We start from the raw sequence: 26433 nt of genomic DNA on the forward strand, positions 1-26433 counted from the left end.
GTGGTGGCGATGGCCGGCAGTGTGGCGATGGCCCAGAACACGGCGGTTCCCCAGGACGCGGCTGTGCGGGGCACCCAGGCAGGCGTGACCCGCCAGCCGGGGGCGACCGAGGCGGCCGAGCAGCAGGGGCTGCGGACGGTCGGGGTCGAGGAGGAGTTCCTGCTCGTCGACCCGGAGACCGGGCAGGCGGTCCCGGCGGTGGACCGGGTGCTGGAACAGGTGCCGGACGACCTGCGCGGCCAGGTGCAGCACGAGTTCCAGACCAGCCAGATCGAGATCGGCAGCCCGCCCGGCCTGGAGCTGAGCGCGCTGCGGCACTCGCTCGGACTGCTCCGGTCCGGGCTCGCCGACGCGGCCGACGCGGCGGGCGTACGGCTGGTCGCGGTCGGCGCCGGGCTGGTCGACGGGCCGGTTCCGCCGGTGTTCGACAACCCACGGTTCCACCGGATGGTCGAGCAGTTCGGGCCACTGGTCGACGGCCCCGGCAACAACGGCATGCACGTGCACGTCGGCATCCCCGACCCGGAAACGGGCGTTCAGGTGCTCAACCACCTGCGACCGTGGCTGCCGATCCTGCACGCGGTCACCACCAACTCGCCCTTCCACAACGGGCAGGACACCGGGTACGCGAGCTGGCGCTCGGTGCTCTGGGAGCGCTGGCCGTCGGTCGCGCCGACCCCGTGGCTGGAGTCGTACGCGCACTACCAGTGGCTGGTGGACCAGCTCGTCGCGACCGGCATGCTGCTCGACGAGGGAATGGTCTACTGGTACGCGCGCCTCTCCGCGCACTACCCGACGGTGGAGATCCGGATCGGTGACGTCTGCCCGAGCCTGGACGACACGATCCTGGTCGCGGCGCTGGTCCGGTCCCTGGTCGGCACCGCGCTGACCGATGTCGAGCAGGGCCGCGAGCCGATACGGATCGACCACCACCTGCTGACCGCCGCGCACTGGCGGGCCGCGCACGACGGGATGGACGGGCTCGCCGTCGACCCGGTCCGCGGCGGCACCATGCCGGCGTGGGAGCTGCTCGACAAGCTGGTCGACCGGGTTCGTCCGGAACTGGAGCGGCACGGTGACCTGCCCGAGGTGACCGACCTGCTGGACCGGCTGCGCAAGGACGGCACCGGTGCCACCCGGCAGCGGGCCGCGTACGCCCGTCGGGGTGAACTCACCGACGTCGTCGCCGACCTGGCGCGGCAGACCCGCGGCGACGACGCCCCGGAACGGTGACAATAAGTCATGACTGAGCGACTGATCGTGATCGGTGGCGATGCCGCGGGAATGTCCGCCGCGTCCCAGGCGCGACGTCGCCGGGACCGGGACGACCTGGAGATCATCGCGTTCGAGCGGGGACACTTCACGTCCTACTCGGCCTGCGGCATCCCGTACTGGATCAGCGGGTTGGTCGACTGCGAGGAACTGATCACCCGTGACCCGGAGACGCACCGCCGGGACCACCAGATCGACGTCCGGACCCGGCACGAGGTCACCGGGATCGACCTGGAGCGGCACGAGGTGGTCGCGCGGGACCTGGACAACGGCGGGCGCGAGGTCCGGGAGCACTTCGACGACCTGGTGTACGCGGCCGGCGCGGTGCCGAGCGTTCCGCCCTGGGCGCGTACCGACGCGGGCGGGGTGTTCGGGGTGCAGACCCTGGACGACGGCAAGGCGCTGCGGCACTGGCTGGACGGAGACCCGAAACCGAAACGGGCGGTGGTGGTCGGCGGCGGCTACATCGGGGTCGAGATGGCCGAGGCGATGATCGAACGCGGGCTGTCGGTGACCCTGGTCGAACGGGGCGAGCAGCCGATGTCGACCGTCGACCCGGACATGGGCCGGCTGGTCCGCGACGCCCTGGTCGGGCTCGGCATCGACGTGCGTACCGGGGTCGACATCACCGGGCTCACCACCGAACAGGGCCGGGTCACCGGCGTACGGACCGACGAGGCCACGATCCCGACGGACGTGGTCGTGCTCGGCACCGGCGTACGGCCGAACGTCCGGCTCGCCGCCGACGCCGGCCTGCCGATCGGCCCGACCGGCGGGATCCGTACCGACCTGCGGATGCGGGTGATCGGAGTGCCCCGGGTCTGGGCGGCCGGCGACTGCGTCGAGACCCTGCACAAGACGACCGGCCAACCGGTCTACGTGCCGCTCGGCACGCACGCCAACAAGCAGGGCCGGGTGGCCGGCATCAACATCGGCGGCGGCTACGCCACCTTCGGCGGTGTCGTCGGCACCGCCGTGACCCGGGTGTGCGACCTGGAGGTGGCCCGGACCGGCCTGCTGGAGCCGGAGGCGCGGATCGCCGGGTTCGAGTTCATCACCGTCACCGTCGAGTCGACCAACACCGCCGGCTACTTCCCCGACGCCGCCCCGATGACGGTCAAGCTGATCGCCGAGCGGGGCACCGGGCAACTGCTCGGCGCGCAGATCGTCGGCCGGTCCATGTCGGCGAAGCGGATCGACACCCTGGCCGTGGCGCTCTGGAACAGGATGACGGTGGACGAGATGTCGATGCTCGACCTCGGCTACGCACCGCCGTACTCCCCGGTCTGGGACCCGGTGCTGGTCGCGGCCCGCAAGGCGGTCGACAAGCTGCACCCGCTGCGCTGAACGCCCCCGCGACCGGTCGGAATTTTGTCGGTCCGGGTCTCTACGGTGTGGTCCGTCGATGCGCCCGGTGCCCCCGCCGGCGCCAGTCACGCCATCCCGGAGGTAACCCCCGATGCCGCAGGAGACGACGTACCTCGAACTGTCCGAGGCCGACGGTGGCTCGCACAAGTTCTACGAGGTGACCGTCGACGGAACGGAGCTGACCGTCCGGTACGGCCGGATCGGCGACACCGGCCAGGTCAAGCGGAGCAGTTTCCCCAGTGCCGAGCGGGCCCGGCTGGAGGCGTCCCGCAAGCTCGGCGAGAAGGTACGCAAGGGGTACGCCCCGGCCGTGCCGGGGCAGCGGCAGAAGCGCGGCGTGTCGCGGCGCCAGATCGTCAGCGTCCGGTCCACCGCCCACCGGGCCCCGGTGCTCTGGCGGTACGACTCCGGCGCCCCGGCGTTCGGCATCTTCGTCGACCGGTACGGCTGCCTGGTCGGCAACGAGCACGGCGTGATCACCGCGTTGAACCACGACGCCGAGGTGGTGCAGCAGTACCGGCTGCCGGACGGGGTGAAGTGCATCGTCGCCGACGACGACTGGCGCTACGCCGGCTGCGACGACGGCAACGTGTACGACATCTCCGGCAAGGTGCCCCGGCTGGCCTACCGGATCGCCGACGACATCGACATCTACTGGTTGGACATCCACGACGGCGTACTCGGCGTCTCGGACTCCGGGGGCGGGATCGCCAGCATCGACCACGAGGACGAGTTCCTCTGGCGGCGGCAGGGCAACGGTTCGTCCGGCTGGATGGTGCGCTGTGACGCGGACGCCGTACATCACGGGCACTCGCGCGGGGTGACCAGCTACGACTGGCGGACCGGTCGGGAGGTGTGGCACCAGCCGACCGGGGCGGTGCTGTTCGGCTGGCAGGAGCCGGGCACCCTCTACGCCGGTACGGCCACCAGCCAGGTGGTCCGGCTGAGCAAGGACGGCCGGTCGGAACGGATCTACCGGTGCGACGCGCCGGTCTACTCCTGTGCCACCTCGGCCGACGGTGAGTTCGTCTTCGCCGGGGACAGCCACTCCTCGATCTACTGCTTCGACGCCGCCGGCAACCGACTGTGGAAGCTCGGCACCGGCTGCGGGTCGGCCTACTCGATGCAGTACCACGAGCAGCGGCTCTACCTGGTCACCACGAGCGGGGCGCTGGCCTGCGTCGACGCGAGCGAGGCGGCGATCCGGGCGGCCGAGCAGGGCAGCGTCCCGGACGTGGTGGACGTGAAGGCGCCGCCCCGGATGCCGGCGGTGCCGGTGTCGTCCACGGTCGAGGTGACCCACGACGCGGGCGACGGGGTGCTGGTGGAGTGCGTCGAGGAGGGCGGCCGGCTGCGCATCCACGTACTCTCGCCGGGCTACCGGCGGGACTGGTTGGTGCAGTTCCCGAAGGGCATCCGGGAGCCGAGGGCCCGCTACCTGGTCCCGGAGGTCCGGGAGTCGGGCCGGGGCGGCTTCTACCGGGCGTACGGCGACATCCGCCGCCTGCGCGACTAGCCGTACCGACCGGGGCCGTTGTCACTCAGGGTCGTGCCTGCTTCGGCAGGGTGAGGATTTCGGCTCCGTCGTCGGTGATGGCGATCGTGTGCTCGCTGTGCGCGGTCCGGCAGCCGGTCGCGCTTCGGAGTGTCCAGCCGTCGGCGTCGGTGACGAGCTTGGCGGTGTCCGCCATGATCCATGGTTCCAGGGCCAGCAGCAGGCCGGGGCGCAGTTTGTATCCGCGACCGGGCCGCCCCGTGTTCGAGACGTGCGGGTCCTGGTGCATCGTCGAGCCGACGCCGTGACCGCCGAACTCGGTGTTGATCGGATATCCCGCCGCGCTGAGGACCAAGCCGATGGCATGGGAGATGTCACCGATGCGGGCCCCCGGTCCGGCCGCGGCTATCCCCGCGCTCAGTGCACGCTCGGTGGCGTCGATCATCGCGACGCTCTCCGGGGGTTTCGAGTCGCCCACGAGGAAGCTGACGGCGGAGTCGGCGACAACTCCGCCCTTGGCGACGGCGAGGTCGAGGGTCAGCAGGTCGCCGTCGGCGAGCGGATAGTCGTACGGCAGTCCGTGGAGCACGGCGTCGTTGACCGATGTGCAGATGTAGTGGCCGAACGGCCCGCGTCCGAAGGACGGCTCGTAGTCGACGTAGCAGGACTGCGCTCCGGCCTCGATGATCATGGCCTGGGCCCACCGGTCGATGTCCAGCAGGTTCGTGCCGACCACGGTGCGGCTCTTCAGGTTCTGCAATATGCCACCGACCAGGGCGCCCGTGTCCCTTGCTCGCGGCAGGTCGGTGGGGTCCAGGATCTCGATCATGCGGTGCCTTACTCGTACGACCAATAAGTATCCCGGTCATATTATCCCGGTACTAGAATCGGCGCCATGGTCAGGTTGCCGCTCACCCCCGAAGAGGTCGAACGCGGACAGCGCCTCGGCGCCCTCCTGCGCCGGGCCAGGGGGCAGCGTTCGATGCTCCTCACCGCACTGGACGCGGGTGTCTCGCCGGAGACCCTCCGGAAGATCGAGTCCGGTCGGGTGGCCACCCCTGCCTTCCCGACCATCGCCGCGATCGCCGACGTCCTCGGCCTCTCCCTCGACGCGGTGTGGTCGGAGATCAACCGGTCGGACGGCGGGATCGAACTCACGAGATCAGGTCGCACCGCGGCCGAGCGGTTGGCCTCGTAGGTCTCGACCCCGCAGCTTCGTCCCACACCGACACCGTGCGGCCCCTAGGGTCGGATTGCGCGACAGTGGCGGACCGGACGGGTGGGCTGGGTGGTCGATGGCGACGGATGGCAGCCCCGAGGCGGCAACCTCGGCGGAGGAGGCGGACCGGCCGGCGTTCCTGGAGTTGTTCTTCGACCTGGTCTACGTCTTCGTGCTGCTGTCGCTCGCCGAGCGGCTGACGCAACGGATGACCTGGGCGGTAGCCGGTCAGGTCCTGGTGCTGCTGCTGGCGTTCGCGCTGCTCTGGGCGCTGACCGCGTGGGCGGCCAGCACGGTCGACCTCAGCCGGCCGATGACCCAACCGCAGGTGATCTGGACGATGGCCGGCAGCCTGCTGCTGGCGGCCCTGGTGCCCGACGCGTACGGCAGCCGGGGCCTGTTGTTCGCGATCACCTACGTGCTGATCCACCTCGGAACGGTTCTCTACAACCTGGTCACGGCCCAGTCCGACGCGGGGGTGGGCCACTCCCGGCGGATCATCCTCTGGGAGAGCGTCGCGGGAATCGGCTGGATCAGCGGCGGACTGCTCACCGGTACGGCTCGGGGGGTGCTCTGGGCGGTGGCGATCGGGATCGAGTACACGGGCGCGGCGCTCGGCTGGCCCGTCCCCCGGTTCATCGGTGCACACCAGTCCCGGGAACGGCGGCTGGCCGGAAAACGGCTCACCGAGCGCTACCGGAAGTTCGTCATCATCGCGCTCGGGACCTCGATCTTCTTGGCTGGCCAGTCCTTCAGCGACACCCGGACGCAACCTGTCGACCAGGCCTGGGCGCTCGTGGTCGTCTTCCTGATCACGGTGCTGATGTGGCGGATCTACATCTACCGTGCCGGCGAGTTGATGAGCACGGCCATCTCCCGGTCCGACAATCCGTCCCGGCTGAGCCAGCTCACCGCCGTCACTCACCTGATCATGGTGGCCGGCATCGTCGGTACGGCCGCCGCCGGCCAGTTCGTCATCCAACACCCCTTCGACGACACCCCGGCGGCCTGGGCGGCAACCGTCCTCGGCGGTCCCGGCCTGTTCCTGCTCGGCCGGGGACTGCTCGACTACATCGTGTTCGGCCGGGTGTCCCGGTCCCGGCCCGCCGGGTTGGTCCTGCTCGGCGCGGTGGCACCGGTGACCCACCTGATGTCGATGATCGAGACCACCCTGCTCGTCATGATCATCCTGCACCTGATCGCGGTGGCGAACCTCGTCAGTACCCGGCACCACCCCCGCGCTCCGACGCCGCCGGTTCTGGGCTGACCCGCCGGGCCACCGTCTCGGCGAGCAGGGTCAACAGCAGGATCAGGTTGGCCACGACCATGACGGCGAGTGGCGACAGCAGCGGCATCGCCGGTCCCACGGCACCGAGTACGACGATCGCGATCGCCCGGGACCAGAGGATCCGACCGGTCATCACGAAGTCGAAGAGGCAGCCGCCGAGCAGGAACAGCGCGGGGCCGCCCAGGATCGCGACGATCCAGCCCGTCGGCACCTCGCCGAACGGGCGGCCGATGACCAGGATGTTGCCGGCCGAGACGACCACCACCCCCGCCACCATGACCAGATGGGTGTACGAGGTCGAGGTGCCGGACCGGACCCGCTCCACCATCGTGACGTTGGGTGGCGCCATCAGCTGTCGCACCCGGTGGAAGTACATCTGGAACAGCAGCACCGCACTGGCGAACGCCACCGCGCAGGCTGCCACCGGGCCGGCCTCGTACCCGCTGGAGGAGAGGCGGATGCCGATGCTCAGGATCAGTTCACCGAGCGCGATGATGAAGATCTCCCGGTGCCGCTCGGTGAGGTGGGTGCCGGTGAAGATCTGGCTGGCCAGTTCCGTACGCCCGAGTCTCGGCGTCGGCCAGCCGATCCGGGCCGAGCCGAGATCCAGCGCCACCGCGACGGCCCAGAGCACCAGCCGGGCCGTACCGTCGACGAGCGCGCCGGCCACCCAGAGCGGGCCGGTGACGCCGAACCAGAAGAAGACCCGGATGCTCCTGGCCTGGATGTACGGGTTCACCCGGGTGCCGGGGATCAGCACCGAGTCACGGACGAGGTGGATGCCGAAGTAGCCGGCGACGAAGATCCATCCCTGGTCGCCGAACGCGCGCGGCACCGTGACCGCCATCGTCAGGGTGCCGAACATGACCAGGAGCACCGTGGCCTGGATGATCGGCAACTCGGGGTTGAACAGGTCGGTGAGCCACGCGGTCAGCACCCAGACCCACCAGACGGCGAGCAGGACCACCCCCATCCGGGCCGCGGTCGCCGGGGTGGGGTCCGCGGCCAGGGCTCCCGCGATCCGGGAGAGGATGAAGATGTAGACCAGGTCGAAGAAGAGTTCCAGGAACGTGGGGTACTTGGGCTCGGTGCCCTTGCGCAGGATCCGGGGTAGCGGACTCGACGTCACGACGTACGCCTCCTAGGCCCGCCGGACCGGAGAAGGGGCGCTGACATCCCGGCTCTGTTCGTACCACCTCCGAACATACAAAACCGGGCGTGATCAGACAGCCGAACGGCTAGCCGGGCTGGCAGGTCGGGCACCAGTACAGGTTGCGACCGACCAGTTCGTCCTGGTGGATCGGCGTACCGCAGACGTGGCAGGGCTGGCCGGCGCGACGGTAGACGTACACCTCGCCACCGTGCCGGTCGACCCGGGGCGGGCGCCCCATCGCCTCGGGCAGGTGCCGGTCGTGCACGGTGTCGATCCGACCGGTCTCCACGGCGGGACGCATCAGCGCGCCGAGGTCGGTCCAGAGCGCCGCCCAGCCGGTACGGGTCAACCGCCGGCCGGGCGTACGCGGATGTGTCCCGGCCCGGAAGAGCGCCTCGGTCACGAAGATCAGCCCGGTGCCCGCCACGATCGTCTGGTCCAGCAGCAGCGCGGCCAGCGGCGTCGGGCTGCGCCCGATCCGGGCGTACGCCGGGTCCGGGTCGGCGTCGGCCCGCAGCGGGTCGGCGCCGAGCCGGTGCCGCAGCGCGTCGACCTCAGGCGGGGTGAGCAGTTCGCAGGCGGTCGGCCCGCGCAGTTCCAGCCAGTGCCGGTCGGTGGTCAGCCGCACCCGGATCTGCCCCACCGGAGCCGGCGGCTCCCCGTCCCCGTCGGCGAACCTGCCGTAGAGCCCGAGGTGCACGTGCAGGCTGACGTCGTTGGCGTAGTGGTGCAGCAGGTGCTTGCCGTACGCCTCGGTGTCGGAAAGGACGGTGCCGGAGAGTTGGGCGGCGCCCTCGGCGAACCGGCCCTGCGGGCTGTCGACGAGCACCTTGTCACCCGCGAAGAGCGCCCGGTGCCGCGCCGCGAGCCGGTGGATGGTGTGTCCCTCGGGCATGACCGGAAAGCCTAGCCTGCGGTGGGGCGCCGCTCCCGGTGCCGCTACCCGTCCGGGCCGGCGGCCCGTACCGGCCGGACCAGTGTCACCGGCCGGACCAGTGTCCCCCCGGCCATGGCGGAGGCGCGAGGGGACACTGGGGCCAATGGCACTTTGACTGTACGTCCGTCCAGTCCAATGTCGACTCGACCCTACGAGCCTGATCATCAGCTAGTCAACAACGCGTTGGCAAGTCCACTGCTCAGACGGGTGTACGCAGCCGCTCGGCGGTGGCGAAGGTGTCCGGGGGCAACGGCAGCGGGCCGGGCTCACCGAGTTGGTAGATCCCGTACAGCCGGTTACGGACCTCGACCAGCGGATAGGTGTCCTCGTACACGGCGAGCTTGTAGATGGCGCCTTCGAGCAGGCTGCGCAGCAGCACCTCCTCGACCGCCGGGTCGGCCGCCCCGCGAGCCGCGAAGATCGCCCGTACCCGGTCCTCGAACGCCCGTACGGCCACCTCCCGCGACCGCTCCACCCGCGCGAACACCTCGCGGGTGCCGGGCTGGAGCATCAGGCAGAGCATCAACCGCTGGGTCTCCAGGTTGGCCCTGGCCCCGAAGACCGCCCGGTCGATCACCGTGGCGAGCAACCGGTCGGCCGGCACCTCCGGCCCCTGGTCGTCCAGCATCCCCAGCATGGTGTCCAGCCAACGACCGAGCACCGCCTCCAGCAGGTCGCGTTTCGAGGCGAAATAGTAGGAGATCAGTCCCCGGGAAACCGCCGCCCGGTCGGTGATCTGCGAGATGGTCGCGCCCTCGTACCCGTGTGCGGCGAAGACCTCCAACGCCGCCCCGATGATCCGCTCCTGGGACCGGTGACGCATCTGGACGTTCACCCGCGGGGAACGAGGGGACACCGGTGACCTCCAGTTGGGAGCGCTCAACAACATAAGCATCATTGCGTACTGCGCGATAACGGCTGCTCGGCGGTGCTCCGGTGCCCGTACGACCCAATCCGACGTAGCCCTCTGCCGACCGGATCGGGCAGGATGCGAACATGCCGGTGATCGAAGGCGCACAGAACGTACGCGAGATCGACGTCATCGCGGTCGCCCTCGACCGCGACGAGCACTGGGGTGGATGGGACGAGGTTCCCGGCGACGTCATCGGCACCTGGGACGACGAGCGGGTGCACGAGGTACTCGGGCTCGTGGCGGCGCTGCCCGAGGCGGAACGCATGCGCTGCTTCCTGCCCGCGTACGCGATCCGCCTGCGCCGGGGGCGGACCGTGCTGGCCGAGGTCGCGTTCTGCTTCCAGTGCCACAACGGGCTGCTGCTCACCCCGGGCATCGCGGATACCGACATGTTCACGTTCGACCCCGACAGCAAGCCCGCGCAGGAACTGCTCCGCCGGTTCCGGGCGCTGGGGCCACCGGACCGGGGCGACAACTGACGACCGGCGAACCGACCGGGCCGGGGCGGCGCGGTCCCCGGCGTCGGTAGAGTCGACCGGTGCGCGAATCCCGGTGTCCCTGCCTGATCTGCGCCGACGATCCGGGCGGCCGGGACGGCGGGGTCGTCGACACGATCCGGGAACACGGCTGGTCGGCGCTGCGGATCGGCGGCGGTGCGGTCGAGTTCGCGTACACCGTCGGGCTGTGGCACACCTTCCGCCAGCCGGAGATCGTGATGTTCGGCCTCGACGGCGAGAGCATGCAGCACTGGCTCAACGCCTGCGTGGCGCTGGGGCGGGACCGGGGCTGGCCGGAGCCGGGAGTGCCGTTCGAGGGGGTGCTGGCGGGCTTCGCCACCCAGTTGCGGCCGGTCGACGACTCGTGGCGCGACGCGCTGTTCGGCACCGCGCACCGCTTCTACGCTGGCGTCGCGGTGCCCGTACGGCAGTTGGTCTGGCCGGACCGGGACGGACGCTGGCCGTGGGACGAACGGGCCTCGGCGAGCAGCCGGAACCGGCAGGCGTTCGCCTGGTTGCCCGTCTCCGAGCACCCGCCCGGCGCGTGGCGGCTGGTCGGCGAGTTGGAGCCGGATTTCCCGTTCCCGGTCGGCCCGGACTCCTGGGCGTTGACCACCACGGCGGTGCTGGAGGATCTACGGCCGGTGGCCCGGATCAGCCTGGACGACGGCGCCTACGACGTGCTGGACGAGCGAGGCTACGACGCCGACGACCTCTGCCTGGCCTTCCTCGGTGACCTCGTGATCGGCTACCCGGAACTCGCCAACTGCGCCGACCTCGCCGAGGGACAGGTGGCGATCACCGGTGACGACCGGGTCTGGCTCCGGGCCCGGCTCGGCGAGCACGAACGCCGGGAGAGCGCCCTGGCCTGGGAGGCCGCCAAGCCCCGGTAGACCCCCACCCGCCCGGCACCAGCCGCCCGCACCGCCGACCCCGGCACACCGTCGACCCCGGCACACCGCCGGCCACGGTCAGCGGAGCCAGGGGATGTCCCGATCGAGCCGGCGCCGCCGCCTGAGTTCCCGGCGCAGCGGAATCTCGTCGTCGACGTAGCCGTCCCAGTTGACACCCCAGTTGTTGGCGGTGTGCGGGCTCTCGCCCAGCAACTGCCGCTGCACCGGCGTACGGGCCGCCCACCACGGTCCGTCGTGGTCGAGGTGCGGGTCGTCGAGCGGGCGGATCCACCGGTACGTGTAACCGACGAACAGCATCTTGCGGGTGATGTCGGAGCGGTTGCTCGACCGGGAGTGCCAGAGCCGGCGGTCGAAGACGAACGCGTCACCGGGGTTCGCGGTGATCTCGACCGTGCCCGCCGGGTCCGGGTGGTGCACCGAGACGTCGTCCGGGCGGGCCAGGGAGTTCCTGATGTGGCTACCCGGAATGACCTTGGTCGCGCCACGACCGGTCCGGGACAGGTCGGAGAGCACGTACGCGACCTTGAGCGAGAACATCGGCCGGGGCTGGTCCACCTCCAGGGTCTGCGGGTCGGAGTTCTGCCGGTATCCGTCCTGGTGCCAGCCCCAGTACGGCCGCTCCGGCTCGGCCGCCCGCTCCGGCGGGGTCACGTCCAGGTGGTTGTGGTGGGTGTAGATGTTCCAACCGAGCAGACCCCAGACGTACGGGAACGTGACCGGGTGGGTGAGCAGTTCGCCGAAGAGTTCGTCCCGCTCCAGGAACCCGAGCAGGTGCAGGGTGCCGTCCCGGCCGGTGTTGCCGGCGCTGGCGGCCCGCTCGTGGATCCGGTCGACCGCCTGCTCCAGCGCCGCCCGGTGGTCGTCGGTCAGCACCCGGCGCAGCAGCAGGAACCCGTTCTCGTGGAACTCCTTGCGATCGACATCGCTGATCGGCTCGTACCCCGTCCGGCCGTGGTAATCGAACATTTTCCCTGGTCCCTTCCCTGACGTGCGTGACGCGTGCCAGGGAGTGAAACGCCCGGGTCGTTAGAAAGATCTTCGGAACCGGTCAGGGAGCGGTGCCCGCGCCGCGCCGTGGCCGGCACTCAGCACCACTGGATTGGATCTTCGTAGCGTTTTCACAGGTCAGCGGCGCACAGGGCGGCGTTCGGTGTCGACCCGCTGGTCAGACGGTGCTCGGGCGCTCGCTGCGGGGCAGCTTGGCGACCACCGTCTCGTAGGAGGCGTCGATCGCCTCGAACAGCTCGTCACCGGGGATCGTGGCGCCGATCCGCAGGCTGTTCCAGCCGTAGCGCCCGATGTACGGCATGACGGTGGCGTCGCGCGGGTAGCGCAGCAACCACTCGTCGGCGACCTCCCGGCTCGGGCCGCACTTCACCCCGACCGTCGACCCCGACTCCCCGCCGAGGAAGGCGAAGATCTTGGAGCCGACCTTCGCCACCACGTCGGTCTCCCACGGCTCGTCCCGCCACGCACCCGGCTTGGCCAGGCAGTAGTCGAGCACGTCATCCCATGTCACCCGAAACTCCACGTCGCCGCGCAACCCACTGATGCTCTCCGAACCCGTCCTCGGCGACCAGGCTGTCACGCCGGTACGACATCCCGTCCGGCCCGCAATCCGGTGGACCGTCGCGTACGCCGATGCGAAGATCGCCCGGTGCCGGTAACCCGTCGTGATCTCTCGCGCTGGCAGTTCGACCTGACCTGGTCGCTCTTCGAATACCACCTGGAACGGTTGGAGCCGGCGGACTTCCTCTGGGAGCCGGCCGCGCTCTGCTGGACCGTCCGGCCGACCGCCGACGGCGGCTGGGTGCCGGACTGGGCGGACACCGAGCCCGACCCGATCCCGGTTCCGACAATCGGCTGGCTGACCTGGCACGTCGGCTGGTGGTGGACGGTGGCGACCGCAGCCGCCGCAGGCCGGACGCCGCCGGACCGTACCGAGATCGGCTGGCCCGGCGCCGGTGGCCCCACCGTCGACTGGCTGCGTGAGCTGCGTACCGGGTGGGTGGCCGTACTCGACCGGCTCACCGACGCCGACCTGGACCGCACCGCGCCGTTCCCGTGGCGGGACGACCCCGAGCACACCGTGGCCCACATGCTCGCCTGGCTCAATGTCGAGCTGACGAAGAACTCCGCCGAGATCGGTCAGCTCCGTCTGCTCCGGGCCGCCGGGGCGCCGGGCCGGACAGCCACACCCGACCCGACAGCCGCCACAGGCCCGGCAGAAGGCAATTGACCGGCGCCAGCCAGCCCCGAACGCGACCCCGCCGGTTCCGACAGGGTACGCAACGCCGACGACGGAACGCCGACGCCGACACTGACGCCGACAACTGACGAGGAATCGATGCTTGCCATCCCGCTGCGCGACAACGCCGAGCTGCGTGCACTCGAACCGTGGCACGCCGAGGAGTTCCTGACCCACCTGGACCGGGCCCGTACGCACATCGCCCCCTGGGTCGGCGCGCGATTCGTCGCGACCGACCTCGACGGCGCGCGGGCGGTGCTCCAGCGGTACGCCGACGGCCGGGCCGCCGACCGGCAACGGATCTACGGCATCTGGCTCGACGGCACCCTCGTCGGCGGCACCATGTTCGTCGGTTTCGACGCCGCCACGGGCGTGTGCGAGATCGGCTGCTGGCTCGAACCGGCGGCGGAGGGACAGGGGCTGATCACGCAGGCGGTCCGCCTGATGATCGACTGGGCCTTCCGGGTACGCGGGCTGGCCCGCGCCGAGTGGCGCACCCTGCCGGACAACGTCCGCAGTGTGAGCGTGGCGCGGAGACTGGGGATGAGCCTGGACGGCGTGCTCCGGCAGTACGTTCCGGCCGGTGACGGGCGCCGCAACGACCAGCAGTACTGGTCCGTCCTCGCCGACGAGTGGCCCACCGCCACCGGCTGAGTCACTGTCGGATGGCCTCGCCGGCGATCTCGATCCGTACGGTCTTGCCGACGAGAACTCCGCCGCTTTCGAGCGCCACGTTCCAGACCAGACCGTAGTCCTCGCGGTCGATCTCCGTCGTCGCGCTGAACCCGAAGATGTCCTGCCCGTACGGGTCACGACGGGCGCCACCGAACTCGACCTGAAGGTCGACCGCCCGGGTGATCCCCTTCACCGTCAACTCCCCGTTGAGGGTGAACCGTCCGGGCGCGGCGGCAGCCGGCCGAGGTACGTTCTGCGTTCTGCCCCGCTGACCCAGCCGGTGGTTGCGCAGCCGGGCCCAGTAGAAGATCGGGTCCTCCTCCTCGCCCTGCCACTTGATGCCCGTACTCCGGTATTCGAGCGTGGGATACCGCTCGACGTCGAGGAAATCGGGACTGCTCAGATGGGTGTCCCGGTCGACGCTCCCGGTGGTGATGCTCGCCGCCCGGATGGTTGCGCTGACCGCGGAGGTCAACGGATCCTCCCCGACGAAGATCTGCGCGGTCGCCTCGCTGAACTCACCTCGTACGGGACTCACCATCATGTGCCGGGCCAGGAAACCGATCCGCTTGTGCGCCTGATCGAGTAGATAGGTGCCGGCGGCCGGGATGGTCATGCCACCCCAGGTCCGTGTGACGAAATCGGTCATCGTTGTTGCCTTCCCCCCGGCGGCACCGGGTGTTTACCGATGTGCTTCTGGAACTCACGGAGTTGTGCTTCTGGAACTCACGGAGTCCGCGCGACGCGTCGGACCCACCCGTACCCCTTGCCCAGCATAGGGACGCTCCGGAATGGCTTTCCGAGCTCCACCGAACGGCGGGTTGTCACTGGCTGCTCGCTGGCGAAACGAGGGTTTCCGGCGGTGATTTCGTACGGCATTCCGGTCATTTCCTGACCAAGATCCACTATCCAGGAAAGGTGGGCCGAATCACAATTCGATAAGGCTCGATCACGGTATGCCACCATCGGCATCCGGCACCTTCACGGGCGTGACAACGCTCACCGAATCGGCGAATTGTTGCCGACGTTTCCGCATTCCGGGGTGAACGCTCGGCGAAGGATCGTCTTCGTACCGGTCCACCGAGCACGACCGCGCCGAGCGGTACGGGCCGGCGAACCCGGCGCTCACCTGCCGGCGGGCGCGCGGTGGGCGAGCAGGGTCGCGTCCCACACTCCGACTCCCGCCACGACCAGGGTGGAGAGCAGGGACAGGGCCAGCGGCGACACGACCAGCCCCACCGGGACCAGGGCCGCCAGCACACCGATCGCGACCAGCCGGGGCGTCGAAACGCCACCGAAGACCGAGTGTTTGAACAGGGCGTGCCCGGCCAGGAAGAGGGCCGGTCCACCCAGCACCGTGACGATCGTCGTCGCCCCCGAGTGACCGTTCGGGTGGGCGATCACCAGCTCGTCGCCGACCGCCGCGACGATGATGCCGGCGACCATCGGCAACTGGAAGTAGGTGTAGGCGGAGCGGCCGATCCGCCCCGGGTCCTCGGCCCGGTCGATCACCGCGCTGGCCGCCTCGGCGCTCCGGTCGAAGTAGAGCCACCAGAGCGCCACGCTGCCGAGGAACGACACGACGAAGGCGAACAGGTGGAACGCCTCGGCCGGCCGCTCCCCGAAGACCGAACCGGTGATCAGGATGGACTCGCCGAGCGCGATCAGGATGAACAGTTGGCCGCGTTCGGCCAGGTGCCGGCCGCTGATCGGCCAGTCGGCCGGGGTGGATCTCCCGACCCGGGGCAGGTAGAAGCCGACGATGGCGGCCCAGTATTCGATCACCACGGCGACGGCCCAGAGCGCCAGCCGGGTCGAGCCGGACGAGAGAGCGCCCACCACCCAGAGCGCGCTGGAGACCGACTTCCACCCCAGCACACGCTGGAAGTTCAACCGCAGCCCGAGCCGCTGACGCCGCTGCTCCACCGACTCGTCCACGCCCCGCCGGCTCAACACGAGTACGACAAAGAGGGTGCGCCCCACCTGGATCGTCGCGTACGCACCGGCGACCCAGATCCCCCGTTCCCCGTACGCCTCGGGCAGCGACGCCGACACGATCAGGCTGAGCAGCATCAGGGCGACCAGCATCAGCCGTACGCCGAGCTGGTTCGGGTCGAACCAGTTGGTGACCCAGGAGGTGTCCACCCAGGCCCACCAGAGCGCCAGCAGCAGGAGCAGGGTCTGCACCACCCCGAGCGCGTTGAGATGGGTGAGGAGCAGATGGGTCAGCTGCGTGACCGCGAGTACGTAGATCAGGTCGAAGAACAGCTCCACGAACGTGACCTGCCCACGCCCCTCCTCCCCCCGCAACCCCCGCACACTCTCCCCAACCCCCGCCACCCCTCCCCCTCCCCCTCCCCTCTCCCACCCCACCCCTCCCCACCCCAACGCGTTGATCATGAAGTTAGCGACGGAAATCGCGAGCGAACGGTGCGCCAACTTCATGATCAACGGGTTGGGGTGGGGGGGTTGGGGTTGGGTTGGGGGGTGGGGGATCGGGGTATGGCGATGGGTGTAGGCGCGTGGGCGGCCGGCCGACTGGCGGAGGTAGCCGCGCTATGACCAGGAGGTGTGTTGTGGTCAGAATTCCCTCGCTCTCGCGGCGCGCGGAGAGGTCGCCCGAACCGGTGACCGAGCCGCTGCGGGACAACAATGGCGACGGCCGGATCGACGAACGCGACGCCACCCCGGCGGCCCGGACGACGGATACCGTGCCGCCGCGTACCGACCGTGCGGTCGCACAGGCTGACAGCGTGCTGCCGCGGAGAGAACGGGCGGCGGCGAACCGTACCGGTGACCTGGCCGGGCCGAGCGAGCGGGCGACGTACCGCAGCTCGTCGGCCGGACCGGCGGCGGCGACCGCGCCGCTCGTCGACCGCCCGCGCGGCGACGACACCACAATCGACGGGCGCCCGCTCGGCGATCCCACCCGGACCGACGGCCGCCCGGCGCGGGACAACCGAGCGGTACGCACCGACGCCGACCGGAATGGTGACGGGATCGACGACCGGACCGGTGACGGGGCGACGCCCGGCACCGAGCGGTCGGACCGTGAACCAGCGGTGGTGGTGCCCGCCGGGCCGCGACCGCGTGCCAGCCTGCTCGCCACCCTCAGTCTGATTCTCGGCGTCGCCGCCGCGCTCTTCGTCCTCACCGGCACCCTCGCCGGGTACGGCATCGCGATCGGCGCGATCGGCGCCCTGCTCGGCGTCGCCGGCATCTCGGCCACCGCCCGGCGGCACGTGGCCGGCAAGTCCGACGCGCTGCTCGGCCTGGGGCTCGGCCTCGGCGCGGTGATCGTCGGCATCCTCGCGATGACCGGCCAGTTCACCTGGCCGACCACCGATGGTGACTGGGTGCTGCGCTTCCGAGAGTGGCTTGACGCACAGTTTGTGGACCGGTTCTAGAGGGCACATATGACGCCGGAGCGGTGGTTCACCGCTCCGGCCTGGCTCACCGGCGGTGGTTCACCGCCAGGGCTCAATCGGTGACGGGGGCGGCCTACGCCGCCCCCGCAGCCATGTCCGGCCATCCTCGGCCGGCGACCCCACCGACCGGTGATGCGGTCCGGGGCCGCCGGTCGGGCGACGCCGGTCACAGGACGCAACGAATCGTCGGCCGTACCTGCCCCAGACGCAACGATCAACGGTACGACGCAAGTTCCACCAGTGGTTTGTGTCGGGTCCCGCCGCATAGCGTTGGGTATCGCGCCAGCCCGTGAGCCGACCTTGGCCGGGCGCGCCCGACCATGGGGAGCAGGGCATGACGCTGGATGCCAGCCGCCGCCACTATCTGATGTGCCGGCCCACGTATTTTGCCGTCGAGTACACGATCAACCCCTGGATGGACCCGAGCGCTCCGGTCGACCCGGCGCTGGCCATTCAGCAGTGGGAGACGCTGCGCCGCACCTTCCTCGACCTCGGCCACACGGTCGATGAGATCGAGCCGGTGCCCGGCCTGCCCGACATGGTCTTCGCCGCAAACGGCGCGACCGTGGTGGACGGCGAGGTGCTCGCCGTACAGTTCCGCGACCCGCAGCGCGCCGACGAGGCGCCCGCGTACCGGTCGTGGTTCGAGCGGGCCGGGTATCCGGTGCACGAGGCGAAGTTCGTCAACGAGGGCGAGGGCGACATCCTGCTCGTCGGCGGGATGCTGCTGGCCGGCACCGGGTTCCGTACGACGCACGCCGCGCACGCCCAGTTGCAGGAGGTCTTCGGTCGGCCGGTGGTGACGCTGCAACTGGTCGACCCGCGCTTCTACCACCTGGACACCGCGCTCTGTGTGCTCGACGAGCGGACGGTGGCGTACCTGCCGGAGGCCTTCTCGCCCGGGAGCCGGGCCGTACTGCGTCAGCTCTTCCCGGACGCGATCCTGGCCGACCTCGCCGACGCCGAGGTGTTCGGCCTGAACGCGGTCAGCGACGGCCGGAATGTGGTGCTTCCGACCCAGGCCACCGGGCTGGCGACTAAGCTGCGCGAGCGCGGATATAACACAATTGGTGTTGATTTGTCCGAGCTGCTCAAGGCAGGCGGCGGGCCGAAGTGCTGCACGCTGGTGCTGCGGGAACGAGAGGCAAGCAAGTGATCGTGGACGACATGCTGCTGACCCCCGACGCGGTACGTGACGCGGAACGCTGGACCGCGCACAACTACCACCCGCTGCCGGTGGTGATCTCCTCGGCCGAGGGGGCCTGGGTGACCGACATCGACGGCAAGCGCTACCTCGACTGCCTGGCCGGCTACTCCGCGCTCAACTTCGGCCACCGCCACCCCAGGCTGATCGCCACCGCCCACGAACAGCTCGACCGGCTCACCCTCACCAGTCGCGCCTTCGTCCACGACCAGTTCGCCACCTTCTGCCACGAACTGGCCGACCTCTGCGGCACCGAACTCGTCCTGCCGATGAACACCGGCGCCGAGGCGGTGGAGACCGCGATCAAGGTCGCCCGCAAGTGGGGCTACCAGGTCAAGGGCGTGCCGGCGGGCAAGGCCACCATCGTGGTCGCCGCCGGCAACTTCCACGGCCGGACCACCACCATCATCAGTTTCTCCACCGACCCCGACGCCCGCAACGACTTCGGGCCGTACACCCCCGGCTTCACGATCGTGCCGTACGGGGACCTGACCGCGCTGGCCGAGGCGATCGACGAGAACACCGTCGCCGTACTGCTCGAACCGATCCAGGGCGAACAGGGTGTGGTCGTGCCGCCGGCCGGCTACCTGCCCGGCGTACGGCAGCTCTGCACCGAGCAGAACGTGCTCTTCCTCGCCGACGAGATCCAGTCCGGGCTGGGCCGTACCGGCACGACGTTCGCCCTCGACCACGAGGGGGTACGGCCGGACATGTACCTGCTCGGCAAGGCGCTGGGCGGCGGCATCGTGCCGGTCTCGGCGGTCGCGGCGGACCGGTCGGTGCTCGGCGTACTGCGACCGGGTGAGCACGGCTCCACCTTCGGCGGGAACCCGCTGGCCTGCGCGGTGGCGACCGAGGTCGTACGCCTGCTCGCCACCGGCGAGTTCCAGCGCCGCTCGGCCGAACTCGGCGCCCGGCTGCACACCGCCCTGGGTGGACTGATCGGCGAGGGCCTGGTCGCCGTACGCGGTCGCGGGCTCTGGGCGGGCGTCGACATCGACCCGTCCCTGATGACCGGCCGGCAGGCGTGCGAGCGGTTGGCCGAGCGCGGCGTCCTGGCCAAGGACACCCACGGCTCCACCATCCGCCTGGCCCCGCCCCTGGTCGTGGAACCCGAGGAACTCGACTTCGCGGTAACCCAACTCCGCGCCATCCTGACCTGACCGACGCCTCTTCCCCTTCCCTTCGGAGGTCGGCGCCTCTTGTAGAGAATGAGTGGTTATCCGGCCTCGGATAACCACTCATTCTCTACAAGTGCGGGCGCCAGGGGCGCAGGGGGCGCAGGGGGCGGCGGCGCGGGGTGGGGGCGGGGTGGGGGTCAGGGGCGTTCTATGACGCGCATGGCCATTGTGGGGGCCTCGGCCATGACGGAGGTGGGGTTTATCACGCCGCCGGAGGTCCAGTTGCTGGACCGGCCAATCTGGACGCCGGGGTAGAGCTCGACGATGTCGCCGGTACGCAGCACCCGGTTGGCCTGCTGGGTGAGCGCGATCCGCTCCTCCTCGTCCATCGAGCCGCCCGGCCGGATACCCGAGCCGTTGGTGCTCACGTCGAAGGCGACCAGGTCGTTGCCGCGCAGTTCGAAGCGGACGTGGTTGCGGCTGATCCAGCGCCGCGCCTCCTCGCTCAGCCACTGGCCGAGCATGATCCCGCCGGACTCCTCCGGCGCCCGGCCGACCATCACCGGCCGGTCGGCGGAGACCACGAACCGTCGGCGGACCTGGCCACCGACCCGGACCGACAGCACCTCGGCGCCCGGACGGGGGCCGACGTCGGTGAGCCGTACCTCGTGCCGGGGGCAGCCCGGGGAGCCGGACCGCAGGGTCGGCGGCGGCTGTCCACCGCGTTCCCGGTCGGAGCGGGCCAGGTCGGCGAAGGAACCGCCGCCCCCGCCGCCACCGGCGCCGAACAGGGCGCAGCCGGGCTCGGGGCAACGCCAGAGCCGGGAGAGCAGCTTCGCCCCGGTCGGCGACGGGCCGGGCGAGGTCCAGGCCGCGCCACCGCCGGCCTGCGGCACCAGGGTCGGGCCGTTCGCGCCGGTCACCGGGGCGAGCAGGCGGCCGGGCTGGGAGCCCAACCAGGGGTAGCGGCCGATCATGCCGTCGAAACGCATCCGGCTGAGCACCGGCAGGCCGAGCAGGTCGCCCAGTTCCAGCATCCGCTCGACCGGGTTGGGCAGCACCTCGACCAGCCCGTCGTCGGCCCAGCGGCGGACCACCATCCGCTCGTTCGAGGTCAGGTCGGCGTCGGAGAGCAGGGCTCGGTGCACCACCGGGTAGACCGGGACGCTGTCCTCCTCCAGTTGCCGGCTGAGCGCGTCGATGACGACGCCGAGCCGGAGCATGCTGGCCGGACGGCCGCCGTCGAAGTCGGTGTAGCGCACCACCTCGGCCAGGTCGAGTACGGCCCGAGCGAGCGACGGGTCGGTGCAGACCCGCCCCTCGATCGCGTCGAGGACCTTGCTGATCTCGAATCTCACGCCGTTCCCCCGAGGATCTGGTCGATACGCTGCGCGAGCTGGATGTCGCGACGGGTCACCCCACCGACGGAGTGGGTGGCACACCGGAAGGTCACGGTGCGCCACCTGATGTCGATGTCGGGGTGGTGGTCGAGTTCCTCGGCCACCACCGCCACCCGATCCACCACACCGATCGCCTCGGGGAAGCTACCCAGTTCGACGGTACGGGTGATCACCGCCGGGTGCCCCGACCAGCCGTCCAACTGCTCCAGCTCGCCGCGCACCGCCTCGGCGTCCAGCACCTCTGCCATGGGCAGACCTTACCGCCGACCTGATGCACCGGGGAGAGCAACCGTGGCCGGCCCACCCGCCAGGTGCACCGGGTCAGCGGTGCCGATCAAGGGGTTCTGCGGTCGTTACCGCTCGGCGCGCAGTTCGGCGCCCACGCTGTGCAGGTGCCGCAGCGCCTGTGCGTACGAGTCGACGAGCCCGGTCTCCTCGTACGGGATGCCCTGCTCCGCGCAGTAAGCCCGGACGATCGGCTGCGCCTTGCGCAGGTTCGACCGGGGCATGCTCGGGAAGAGGTGGTGCTCGATCTGGTAGTTGAGTCCGCCGAGCGCGAAGTCGACCACCCGGCTGCCTCGTACGTTGCGCGAGGTGAGCACCTGCTTGCGGAGGAAGTCCAGGTCGTCCTCGGCGGTCAGCACCGGCATGCCCTTGTGGTTGGGCGCGAACGAGCAGCCCATGTAGACCCCCCACAGCCCCTGGTGCACGGCGATGAAGACCAGCGCCTTGACCGGGGACAGGACGGTGAACAGGATGCCGAGGTAGCCGGCGAGGTGCGCGACCAGCAGCACCGCCTCGATGGCCCGGTACCGCATCGGGGAGCGGAACAGCCCCTGGAAGCTGGCGTAGTGCAGGTTCAGCCCCTCCAGGGTCAGCATCGGGAAGAAGAGGTACGCCTGGCGCCGGGCCAGCCAGCGGCCGAACCCACGGGTTTCCCGCGCCTGCTCGTCGGTCCAGACCAGGGCGCCGGCGCCGACGTCGGGGTCGTGGTCCTCGTGGTTGGGGTTGGCGTGGTGCCGGTTGTGCTTGTCGATCCACCAGCCGTAGCTGAGTCCGGTGGCCAGGTTCGCGGTGAGCAGTCCGGCGACCTCGCTGGCCCGGCGGCTGCGGAACATCTGCCGGTGTCCGGCGTCGTGGCCGAGGAAGGCGACCTGGGTGGTGGCGATCGCGAGTCCGACCGCCACGAGCAGTTGCCACCAGGAGTCACCGACGAGGACGACCGCCACCCAACCGGCGACGAAGAGACCGACGGTGATTGCGATCTTGGCTGCGTACCAGCCCGGCCGGCGGTCCAGCAGACCTGCCTGACTGATCCGCCTAGATAGCTGCGCGTAGTCACTGCCTCGGCGGAGAGCAGGCTCCGCAATCGCGCCGACCGTCATCACTTCTCCTTGAAACGCTGGGATTTCATGACGCGCCGGGCGAGACGCGCTTGACTCAAGTGTCGCGGCCAAGCTTGCGCTGAGTAACCCTGGAAGCCCCCTAATGGAAGGTAGTGCCAGCCCTACCCTGGACCGGTCAGCTCATCCGGCCGACGGCGGCACGCCACCGGGCCAGGTCACGGCGCCGCCGCTCGTAGGTGACGGCCAGGCCGATCAGGGCGAGACCGCCGAGCGCCAGGAAGATCCACCGGGGCAACCGGTCCCAGGCGCCGATCACCTCGTACACGGCGGCGAGGGCGAGGGTGGCGCCGCCGAGCACCGCCGGTGCCTGTCGCCGCCAGTGCGCTCCGGCGAGCACCACCACGAGCGCGCCGACACCGAGCAGCAGTCGCCGCCACGGCTGGTCCCCGACGACCAGGACCGAGGCGAGGCTCGGCAGCAGCGCCGCCGCCAGCCCCGGACCGTGGGTCACCCAACTGCTCAGCGACGGCCGGGCACGCAGCGCGAGCGCGCCGACGACCAGCGCGGCGAGGGCCGCCGGCAGGGTGTACGCCTCCAGCACCGCGACCTGCGCCGAGCCGAGCAGCAGCCAGACCGCGAGCAGTTCACAACCGACGGCGACCGAGGCGAGCACCGACCGGCGCCGGGGCGGTTCACCGGGGCGCAGGGCGCGCACGCCCACCGCCACGCCCCAGAGGGTGGCGACCGCCGCCGCGTACCGGGGTGCGCCGGTGGTGAGCAGCAGCGCGACCACCGCCGCGGCCTGCCCGGCCGCCTCGACCGCGACCGCCTCCACCGGCCGCCGCCCGCGCAGCACCGCACCGCCGCCGAGCGCGAGCACCGCCACCGCGAGCACCGCGAACGCGGCCAGCCGCAGCGGCAGGTCGGCGGCGCGGGTGGCGGCGACCGCGAAGGCCAGCCCGGCGCCGATCGCGACCAGCCAGCCGGCGACCCGTGCCACCGGCACCCGGTCGGTCGCCCCGGCGCCGATCGCCGCTGCGGTCAGCACGACCAGACCCAACGCGACCAGGGTGGTGGCCTCGGTCGGCAGCGCGCCGGCCAGGCCCGCCCAGGCCAGCACCAGACCCAGCGGTACGAGCACCAGCCGGCCACCGGCACCGCCGAGCCCCGCCGCCCGGGCAGCGGGAAGTACGCCCGCTCGGCGGCCTGCTCGTGCCGACCGGCGCGGTGCTCCGGCACTGTCCGGCTCTGCCGCGGACCCGCTCGGTGCTCCGGCACTGTCCGGCGCTGCCGCCGGCCCGCTCGGTGCTCCGGCACTGTCGGGCTCTGCCGCCGGCCCGCTCGGAACGGTGGCGGCGAGCAGTGCGGTAAGACCGCCGAGCAGGGCCACCGCCGGCACCACCGGCCAGCGGACTCCCGCCCCGGCGAGGACGACCAGCGCCGCCACGGCGCCCGGTGCCACCCCGGCCAGCGCCGCCCCGGTGATCGTCCGGCGCCCGCCCCAACCGGCCAGGGTCGCGGCCACCGCCAGCACCACCAGCGCCGCCCCGGACGGCCCGTCGACCGGCCACCCGGTCGGGGCCAGCCCCGTCCCGGCGGGCACCCCGGACCAGATCCGCCCCAGCCAGCCGTACGGGCCGAGCAGCACCGCCCCGATCGCGGGTGCGACCGCCACGAGGGCCGCGAACGCCAGCACCGGTACGGCGAACAGGGTCGCCGACGCCGGCCGGGTGGCGAGTCGACCGGTGAGGTACAGCGCACCGACCAGGAGCAGCAGTCCGACCGCCGTGTAGAGCCCGACCGGTTCCCCGGTCCGACCGAACAGCGGCGACACCCCGGTCACCAGGGCGGTACCGGCGAGCGCGGTGTCGGCGTACGGCAGGTGCTCGGGGCGGCGGCGACGCAGCAGAGCCACCACCGCGAGCAGCGGTACGACGCTGGCGAGCGCGGCCCGCGCCTGCCACCACGGCTCCACCCCGGCGGCGAACAGCGCCACGGTCACGGCCGCCGGTACGGCGAGCAACGCCACGCCGAGCGCGGTCCCGCCGACCGCCCGCCGTACCCCCACCGGCCGGTCGTCGGCCAGCGTGGCGGAGAGTACGGCGACTCCCAGCCCGACGACCACGATCGCGCCGAGTACGGCGGCCGCGCTCACCGGCCGGGCGAGGCCGAGCAGGAACGCGTGCCCGACCAGCACGGTTCCCGTACCGGCCCGGACCAGCAGGGTCAATGCTCCCGGCACCGGAAGCCGTACGGCGGCGACCAGCAGGACCGTCGCCACGGCCAGTTCCAGGGCGGCGAGCGCCCACCAGGGCAGCGCCACCGCCGCCGGGACCGCGAGCACCGCCATCCCGGCCCCGAGCACCCCGATCGGCTCCCGGGCCGGCCGGGGCAGCAGCACCGCGCCCGCCAGCGACACCAGCAGCACGGTGACCGACACCTGCCAGTCGAGAGTGCTCACCGGACCGGTGCCGGTGCCGTGCCAGACCGGCAGCGAGCGGGTCGCCGCCTCGTACGCGATCGCCGTCACCATCGCCCCGAGCAGCAGGGCCAGCCCGCCGGCGAGCAGCAGGTCGCCGACCCGGGGGCCGCCGCGTACGTCGGCCGGCAGCCTCGGCCCGATCAGCGTGACCGCCCCGGCCAGCCCGGCGACGACCACACCGGCGGCGACCAGCAGCACCGGCGTGTCCCACTCGGCGACCGGCCGCAGGGCCGTCGCCGCGAGACTGACCACGACCACCAGCCCGGCGGCGGCCTGGAAGCCGGCACTGCGCGCGAGCACCGCACCGGCGACCAGGACCGCCACCGCGACCAGCAGCGGGCCGCCGGCCAGCAACGGCGTGCCGGGCCCGTCGGCCAGCAACAGCGCGGTCAGGCCGCATAGCCCCGCGCCGGCCAGCGCGACGGTGTACGCCATCCAGCCGAGCACCTGGCGGGCCAGCGCCACCCCTCCGGGCGCCGCCCCGCCAGATTCCCCACCGGCGACACGCACGCCGAGCGGATCCGGTTCACCCGTGGTTCCGACCGGCTGCGGTCCACCGGCCGCCGACCGGGTACGGGTGGCGTGGACCACGGCGAGGTCGAGCGCGGCCAGCGTGGCGAAGACGAGCGTCCAGCCGGCCGCGTCGAGCCGCCACGGTGCCGCGAGCAGCGGCAGCACCGGCTGGCCCAGCACCAGCGCGGTGAACCAGGGTGCTTCGAGTCGGGTGAGCCGCAGGTATCCGGCTGCCACGGCGGCGCCGACCGCGCAGACCAGTGCCGCGTAGGAGGCCCCCGACCAGGTGGTGACGCCGAACAGGTCCACCGACCAGGCGGCGTACCCGTCGAGCGCCACCAGCAGCAGTCCCACCACCGAGAACGTCTCGGCGGTGGCGGTGAGCCCGCGCCGCTTCGCCAGCGGCGGCAGGGCCAGCACCAGGCCGGTGATCCCGGCCAGGATCGCCGCCCGGCCGGCCACCCCGACGACCGCCCAGGTGACGACCATGAAGACGACCGCGGCGGCGCAGAGCAGCAGTCCACCGAGGACGAAGAGCAGATTCTGTACGGCCCGGGTGGACGCCTCCGGGCGTACCGGTGCGACGGGTCGGGCGGCGGTGGCCGGGGCGCCCGGCGGAACCGGTGCGGCGACGGGCGGGCGGTTGGCGTACACCGCTGTCCGGACCTGCGCGGCGAGGTCGGCGCGGCGTCGCCGCCGCTCGTCGAGCGCCCCGGCCAGCGTCGTGTACGCCTGCCGGGCCTGCTCGACCCGGCCGGTCAGCGCGACGATCTCACCGTCGAGCCGGACCACCTCGGCGGCGATCGGGTCCGGCGCCCGGCCGCAGCGCGGGCATCCGGTGCTGAGATTGGCCCCGGCCCCGCAGGCGGGGCAGGGATACGGGCTCGGCGAAGTGCTCACCCTGGCATGGTGGTCGCGGAGGTCGGGTCCGGCCCAGAGTCCGCGTACTCATCGGCGGTC

The 26433-nt window shown here is 71.4% G+C and carries 24 protein-coding genes; 12 read left to right on the forward strand and 12 right to left on the reverse strand.

Annotation, left to right across the window (positions count from 1 at the left end):
* Window positions 1-9 precede the first annotated feature (9 nt).
* The 3 genes from ACZ6QQ_RS33725 to ACZ6QQ_RS33735 all read left to right on the forward strand — a co-directional run bounded on the left by ACZ6QQ_RS33725 (window position 10) and on the right by ACZ6QQ_RS33735 (window position 4156).
* Window positions 10-1233 carry a carboxylate-amine ligase gene (locus ACZ6QQ_RS33725; protein ID WP_465881823.1) on the forward strand — a complete coding sequence of 408 codons (1224 nt, stop codon included), beginning with the start codon at window positions 10-12 and terminating at the stop codon, window positions 1231-1233.
* Window positions 1234-1242: 9 nt separating this feature from the next.
* Entirely contained in the window at window positions 1243-2619 is a 1377-nt protein-coding gene (locus tag ACZ6QQ_RS33730; RefSeq protein WP_465881825.1) for an FAD-dependent oxidoreductase, read from the forward strand.
* A gap of 112 nt (window positions 2620-2731) precedes the next feature.
* The gene (locus ACZ6QQ_RS33735) at window positions 2732-4156 is read left to right on the forward strand and encodes a WGR domain-containing protein (RefSeq protein ID WP_465881826.1); all 1425 of its coding nucleotides are present in this window, start codon (window positions 2732-2734) and stop codon (window positions 4154-4156) included.
* Between the two features lie 25 nt (window positions 4157-4181).
* Here ACZ6QQ_RS33735 and map read toward each other — a convergent pair whose 3' ends face one another.
* The gene (map, locus tag ACZ6QQ_RS33740) at window positions 4182-4964 is read right to left on the reverse strand and encodes a type I methionyl aminopeptidase (RefSeq protein ID WP_465881827.1); all 783 of its coding nucleotides are present in this window, start codon (window positions 4962-4964) and stop codon (window positions 4182-4184) included.
* Window positions 4965-5030: 66 nt separating this feature from the next.
* Here map and ACZ6QQ_RS33745 point away from each other — a divergent pair, with 66 nt between their 5' ends.
* Window positions 5031-5333, forward strand: coding sequence for a helix-turn-helix domain-containing protein (locus ACZ6QQ_RS33745; RefSeq protein WP_465881829.1), 303 nt, complete (start codon window positions 5031-5033; stop codon window positions 5331-5333).
* 97 nt (window positions 5334-5430) lie between these two features.
* The gene (locus ACZ6QQ_RS33750) at window positions 5431-6621 is read left to right on the forward strand and encodes a low temperature requirement protein A (protein ID WP_465881831.1); all 1191 of its coding nucleotides are present in this window, start codon (window positions 5431-5433) and stop codon (window positions 6619-6621) included.
* On the opposite strand, the gene ACZ6QQ_RS33755 is transcribed toward ACZ6QQ_RS33750, so the two are convergent.
* From ACZ6QQ_RS33755 to ACZ6QQ_RS33765, 3 genes are all read right to left on the reverse strand, one after another.
* On the reverse strand, window positions 6572-7771 hold the full coding sequence (locus ACZ6QQ_RS33755) for a low temperature requirement protein A (RefSeq protein WP_465881833.1): 1200 nt from the start codon (window positions 7769-7771) through the stop codon (window positions 6572-6574). The two genes, ACZ6QQ_RS33750 and ACZ6QQ_RS33755, sit on opposite strands and share 50 nt — an antisense overlap.
* Window positions 7772-7880: 109 nt before the next feature.
* Entirely contained in the window at window positions 7881-8690 is an 810-nt protein-coding gene (locus tag ACZ6QQ_RS33760) for an Fpg/Nei family DNA glycosylase (protein WP_465881835.1), read from the reverse strand.
* Window positions 8691-8931: 241 nt separating this feature from the next.
* The gene (locus ACZ6QQ_RS33765) at window positions 8932-9555 is read right to left on the reverse strand and encodes a TetR/AcrR family transcriptional regulator (protein WP_465881836.1); all 624 of its coding nucleotides are present in this window, start codon (window positions 9553-9555) and stop codon (window positions 8932-8934) included.
* Between the two features lie 173 nt (window positions 9556-9728).
* Between ACZ6QQ_RS33765 and ACZ6QQ_RS33770 the strand changes: the two genes are divergently transcribed.
* The gene (locus ACZ6QQ_RS33770) at window positions 9729-10124 is read left to right on the forward strand and encodes a hypothetical protein (RefSeq protein WP_465881838.1); all 396 of its coding nucleotides are present in this window, start codon (window positions 9729-9731) and stop codon (window positions 10122-10124) included.
* Window positions 10125-10183: 59 nt separating this feature from the next.
* Complete coding sequence (locus tag ACZ6QQ_RS33775) at window positions 10184-11035, forward strand: DUF4262 domain-containing protein (RefSeq protein ID WP_465881840.1); 852 nt, start codon at window positions 10184-10186, stop codon at window positions 11033-11035.
* 78 nt (window positions 11036-11113) lie between these two features.
* Here the strand turns inward: ACZ6QQ_RS33775 and ACZ6QQ_RS33780 are convergent, their stop codons facing one another.
* The gene (locus ACZ6QQ_RS33780) at window positions 11114-12022 is read right to left on the reverse strand and encodes a phytanoyl-CoA dioxygenase family protein (protein ID WP_465881842.1); all 909 of its coding nucleotides are present in this window, start codon (window positions 12020-12022) and stop codon (window positions 11114-11116) included.
* 199 nt (window positions 12023-12221) lie between these two features.
* Complete coding sequence (locus ACZ6QQ_RS33785; protein WP_465881843.1) at window positions 12222-12575, reverse strand: MmcQ/YjbR family DNA-binding protein; 354 nt, start codon at window positions 12573-12575, stop codon at window positions 12222-12224.
* A gap of 138 nt (window positions 12576-12713) precedes the next feature.
* Between ACZ6QQ_RS33785 and ACZ6QQ_RS33790 the strand changes: the two genes are divergently transcribed.
* Together ACZ6QQ_RS33790 and ACZ6QQ_RS33795 are read left to right on the forward strand one after the other, a co-directional pair.
* A complete protein-coding gene (locus tag ACZ6QQ_RS33790; RefSeq protein WP_465881844.1) occupies window positions 12714-13295 on the forward strand; it encodes a DinB family protein in 582 nt (193 codons plus the stop codon).
* Window positions 13296-13403: 108 nt separating this feature from the next.
* Window positions 13404-13958, forward strand: a complete 555-nt coding sequence (locus tag ACZ6QQ_RS33795) for a GNAT family N-acetyltransferase (RefSeq protein WP_465881846.1) — start codon at window positions 13404-13406, stop codon at window positions 13956-13958.
* A 1-nt stretch (window position 13959) separates the two neighbouring features.
* Here the strand turns inward: ACZ6QQ_RS33795 and ACZ6QQ_RS33800 are convergent, their stop codons facing one another.
* Window positions 13960-14628 (reverse strand): YceI family protein, encoded by a 669-nt coding sequence (locus ACZ6QQ_RS33800; protein ID WP_465881847.1) that lies wholly within the window; start codon window positions 14626-14628, stop codon window positions 13960-13962.
* 476 nt (window positions 14629-15104) lie between these two features.
* Window positions 15105-16319 carry a low temperature requirement protein A gene (locus ACZ6QQ_RS33805; protein WP_465881849.1) on the reverse strand — a complete coding sequence of 405 codons (1215 nt, stop codon included), beginning with the start codon at window positions 16317-16319 and terminating at the stop codon, window positions 15105-15107.
* 287 nt (window positions 16320-16606) lie between these two features.
* Between ACZ6QQ_RS33805 and ACZ6QQ_RS33810 the strand changes: the two genes are divergently transcribed.
* The 3 genes from ACZ6QQ_RS33810 (at window position 16607) to rocD (ending at window position 19774) form a co-directional block, all read left to right on the forward strand.
* Window positions 16607-17386, forward strand: coding sequence for a thrombospondin (locus tag ACZ6QQ_RS33810; protein ID WP_465881850.1), 780 nt, complete (start codon window positions 16607-16609; stop codon window positions 17384-17386).
* A 355-nt stretch (window positions 17387-17741) separates the two neighbouring features.
* On the forward strand, window positions 17742-18563 hold the full coding sequence (gene ddaH, locus ACZ6QQ_RS33815; protein ID WP_465881852.1) for a dimethylargininase: 822 nt from the start codon (window positions 17742-17744) through the stop codon (window positions 18561-18563).
* Between the two features lie 11 nt (window positions 18564-18574).
* Window positions 18575-19774: an ornithine--oxo-acid transaminase gene (gene rocD, locus ACZ6QQ_RS33820; RefSeq protein WP_465881897.1), complete on the forward strand. Its 1200-nt coding sequence runs from the start codon at window positions 18575-18577 to the stop codon at window positions 19772-19774.
* Between the two features lie 155 nt (window positions 19775-19929).
* On the opposite strand, the gene ACZ6QQ_RS33825 is transcribed toward rocD, so the two are convergent.
* The 4 genes from ACZ6QQ_RS33825 to ACZ6QQ_RS33840 form a co-directional block, all read right to left on the reverse strand.
* Complete coding sequence (locus tag ACZ6QQ_RS33825) at window positions 19930-21090, reverse strand: FHA domain-containing protein (RefSeq protein ID WP_465881854.1); 1161 nt, start codon at window positions 21088-21090, stop codon at window positions 19930-19932.
* A complete protein-coding gene (locus ACZ6QQ_RS33830; RefSeq protein WP_465881856.1) occupies window positions 21087-21380 on the reverse strand; it encodes a 4a-hydroxytetrahydrobiopterin dehydratase in 294 nt (97 codons plus the stop codon). The genes ACZ6QQ_RS33825 and ACZ6QQ_RS33830 overlap by 4 nt, the downstream gene beginning before the upstream one ends.
* Before the next feature lie 105 nt (window positions 21381-21485).
* Window positions 21486-22517: a fatty acid desaturase family protein gene (locus ACZ6QQ_RS33835; protein ID WP_465881858.1), complete on the reverse strand. Its 1032-nt coding sequence runs from the start codon at window positions 22515-22517 to the stop codon at window positions 21486-21488.
* A 136-nt stretch (window positions 22518-22653) separates the two neighbouring features.
* Window positions 22654-26373 (reverse strand): SCO7613 C-terminal domain-containing membrane protein, encoded by a 3720-nt coding sequence (locus ACZ6QQ_RS33840; protein WP_465881860.1) that lies wholly within the window; start codon window positions 26371-26373, stop codon window positions 22654-22656.
* Window positions 26374-26433: the final 60 nt, after the last annotated feature.

The organism is Micromonospora sp. NPDC049529 (assembly GCF_055586685.1).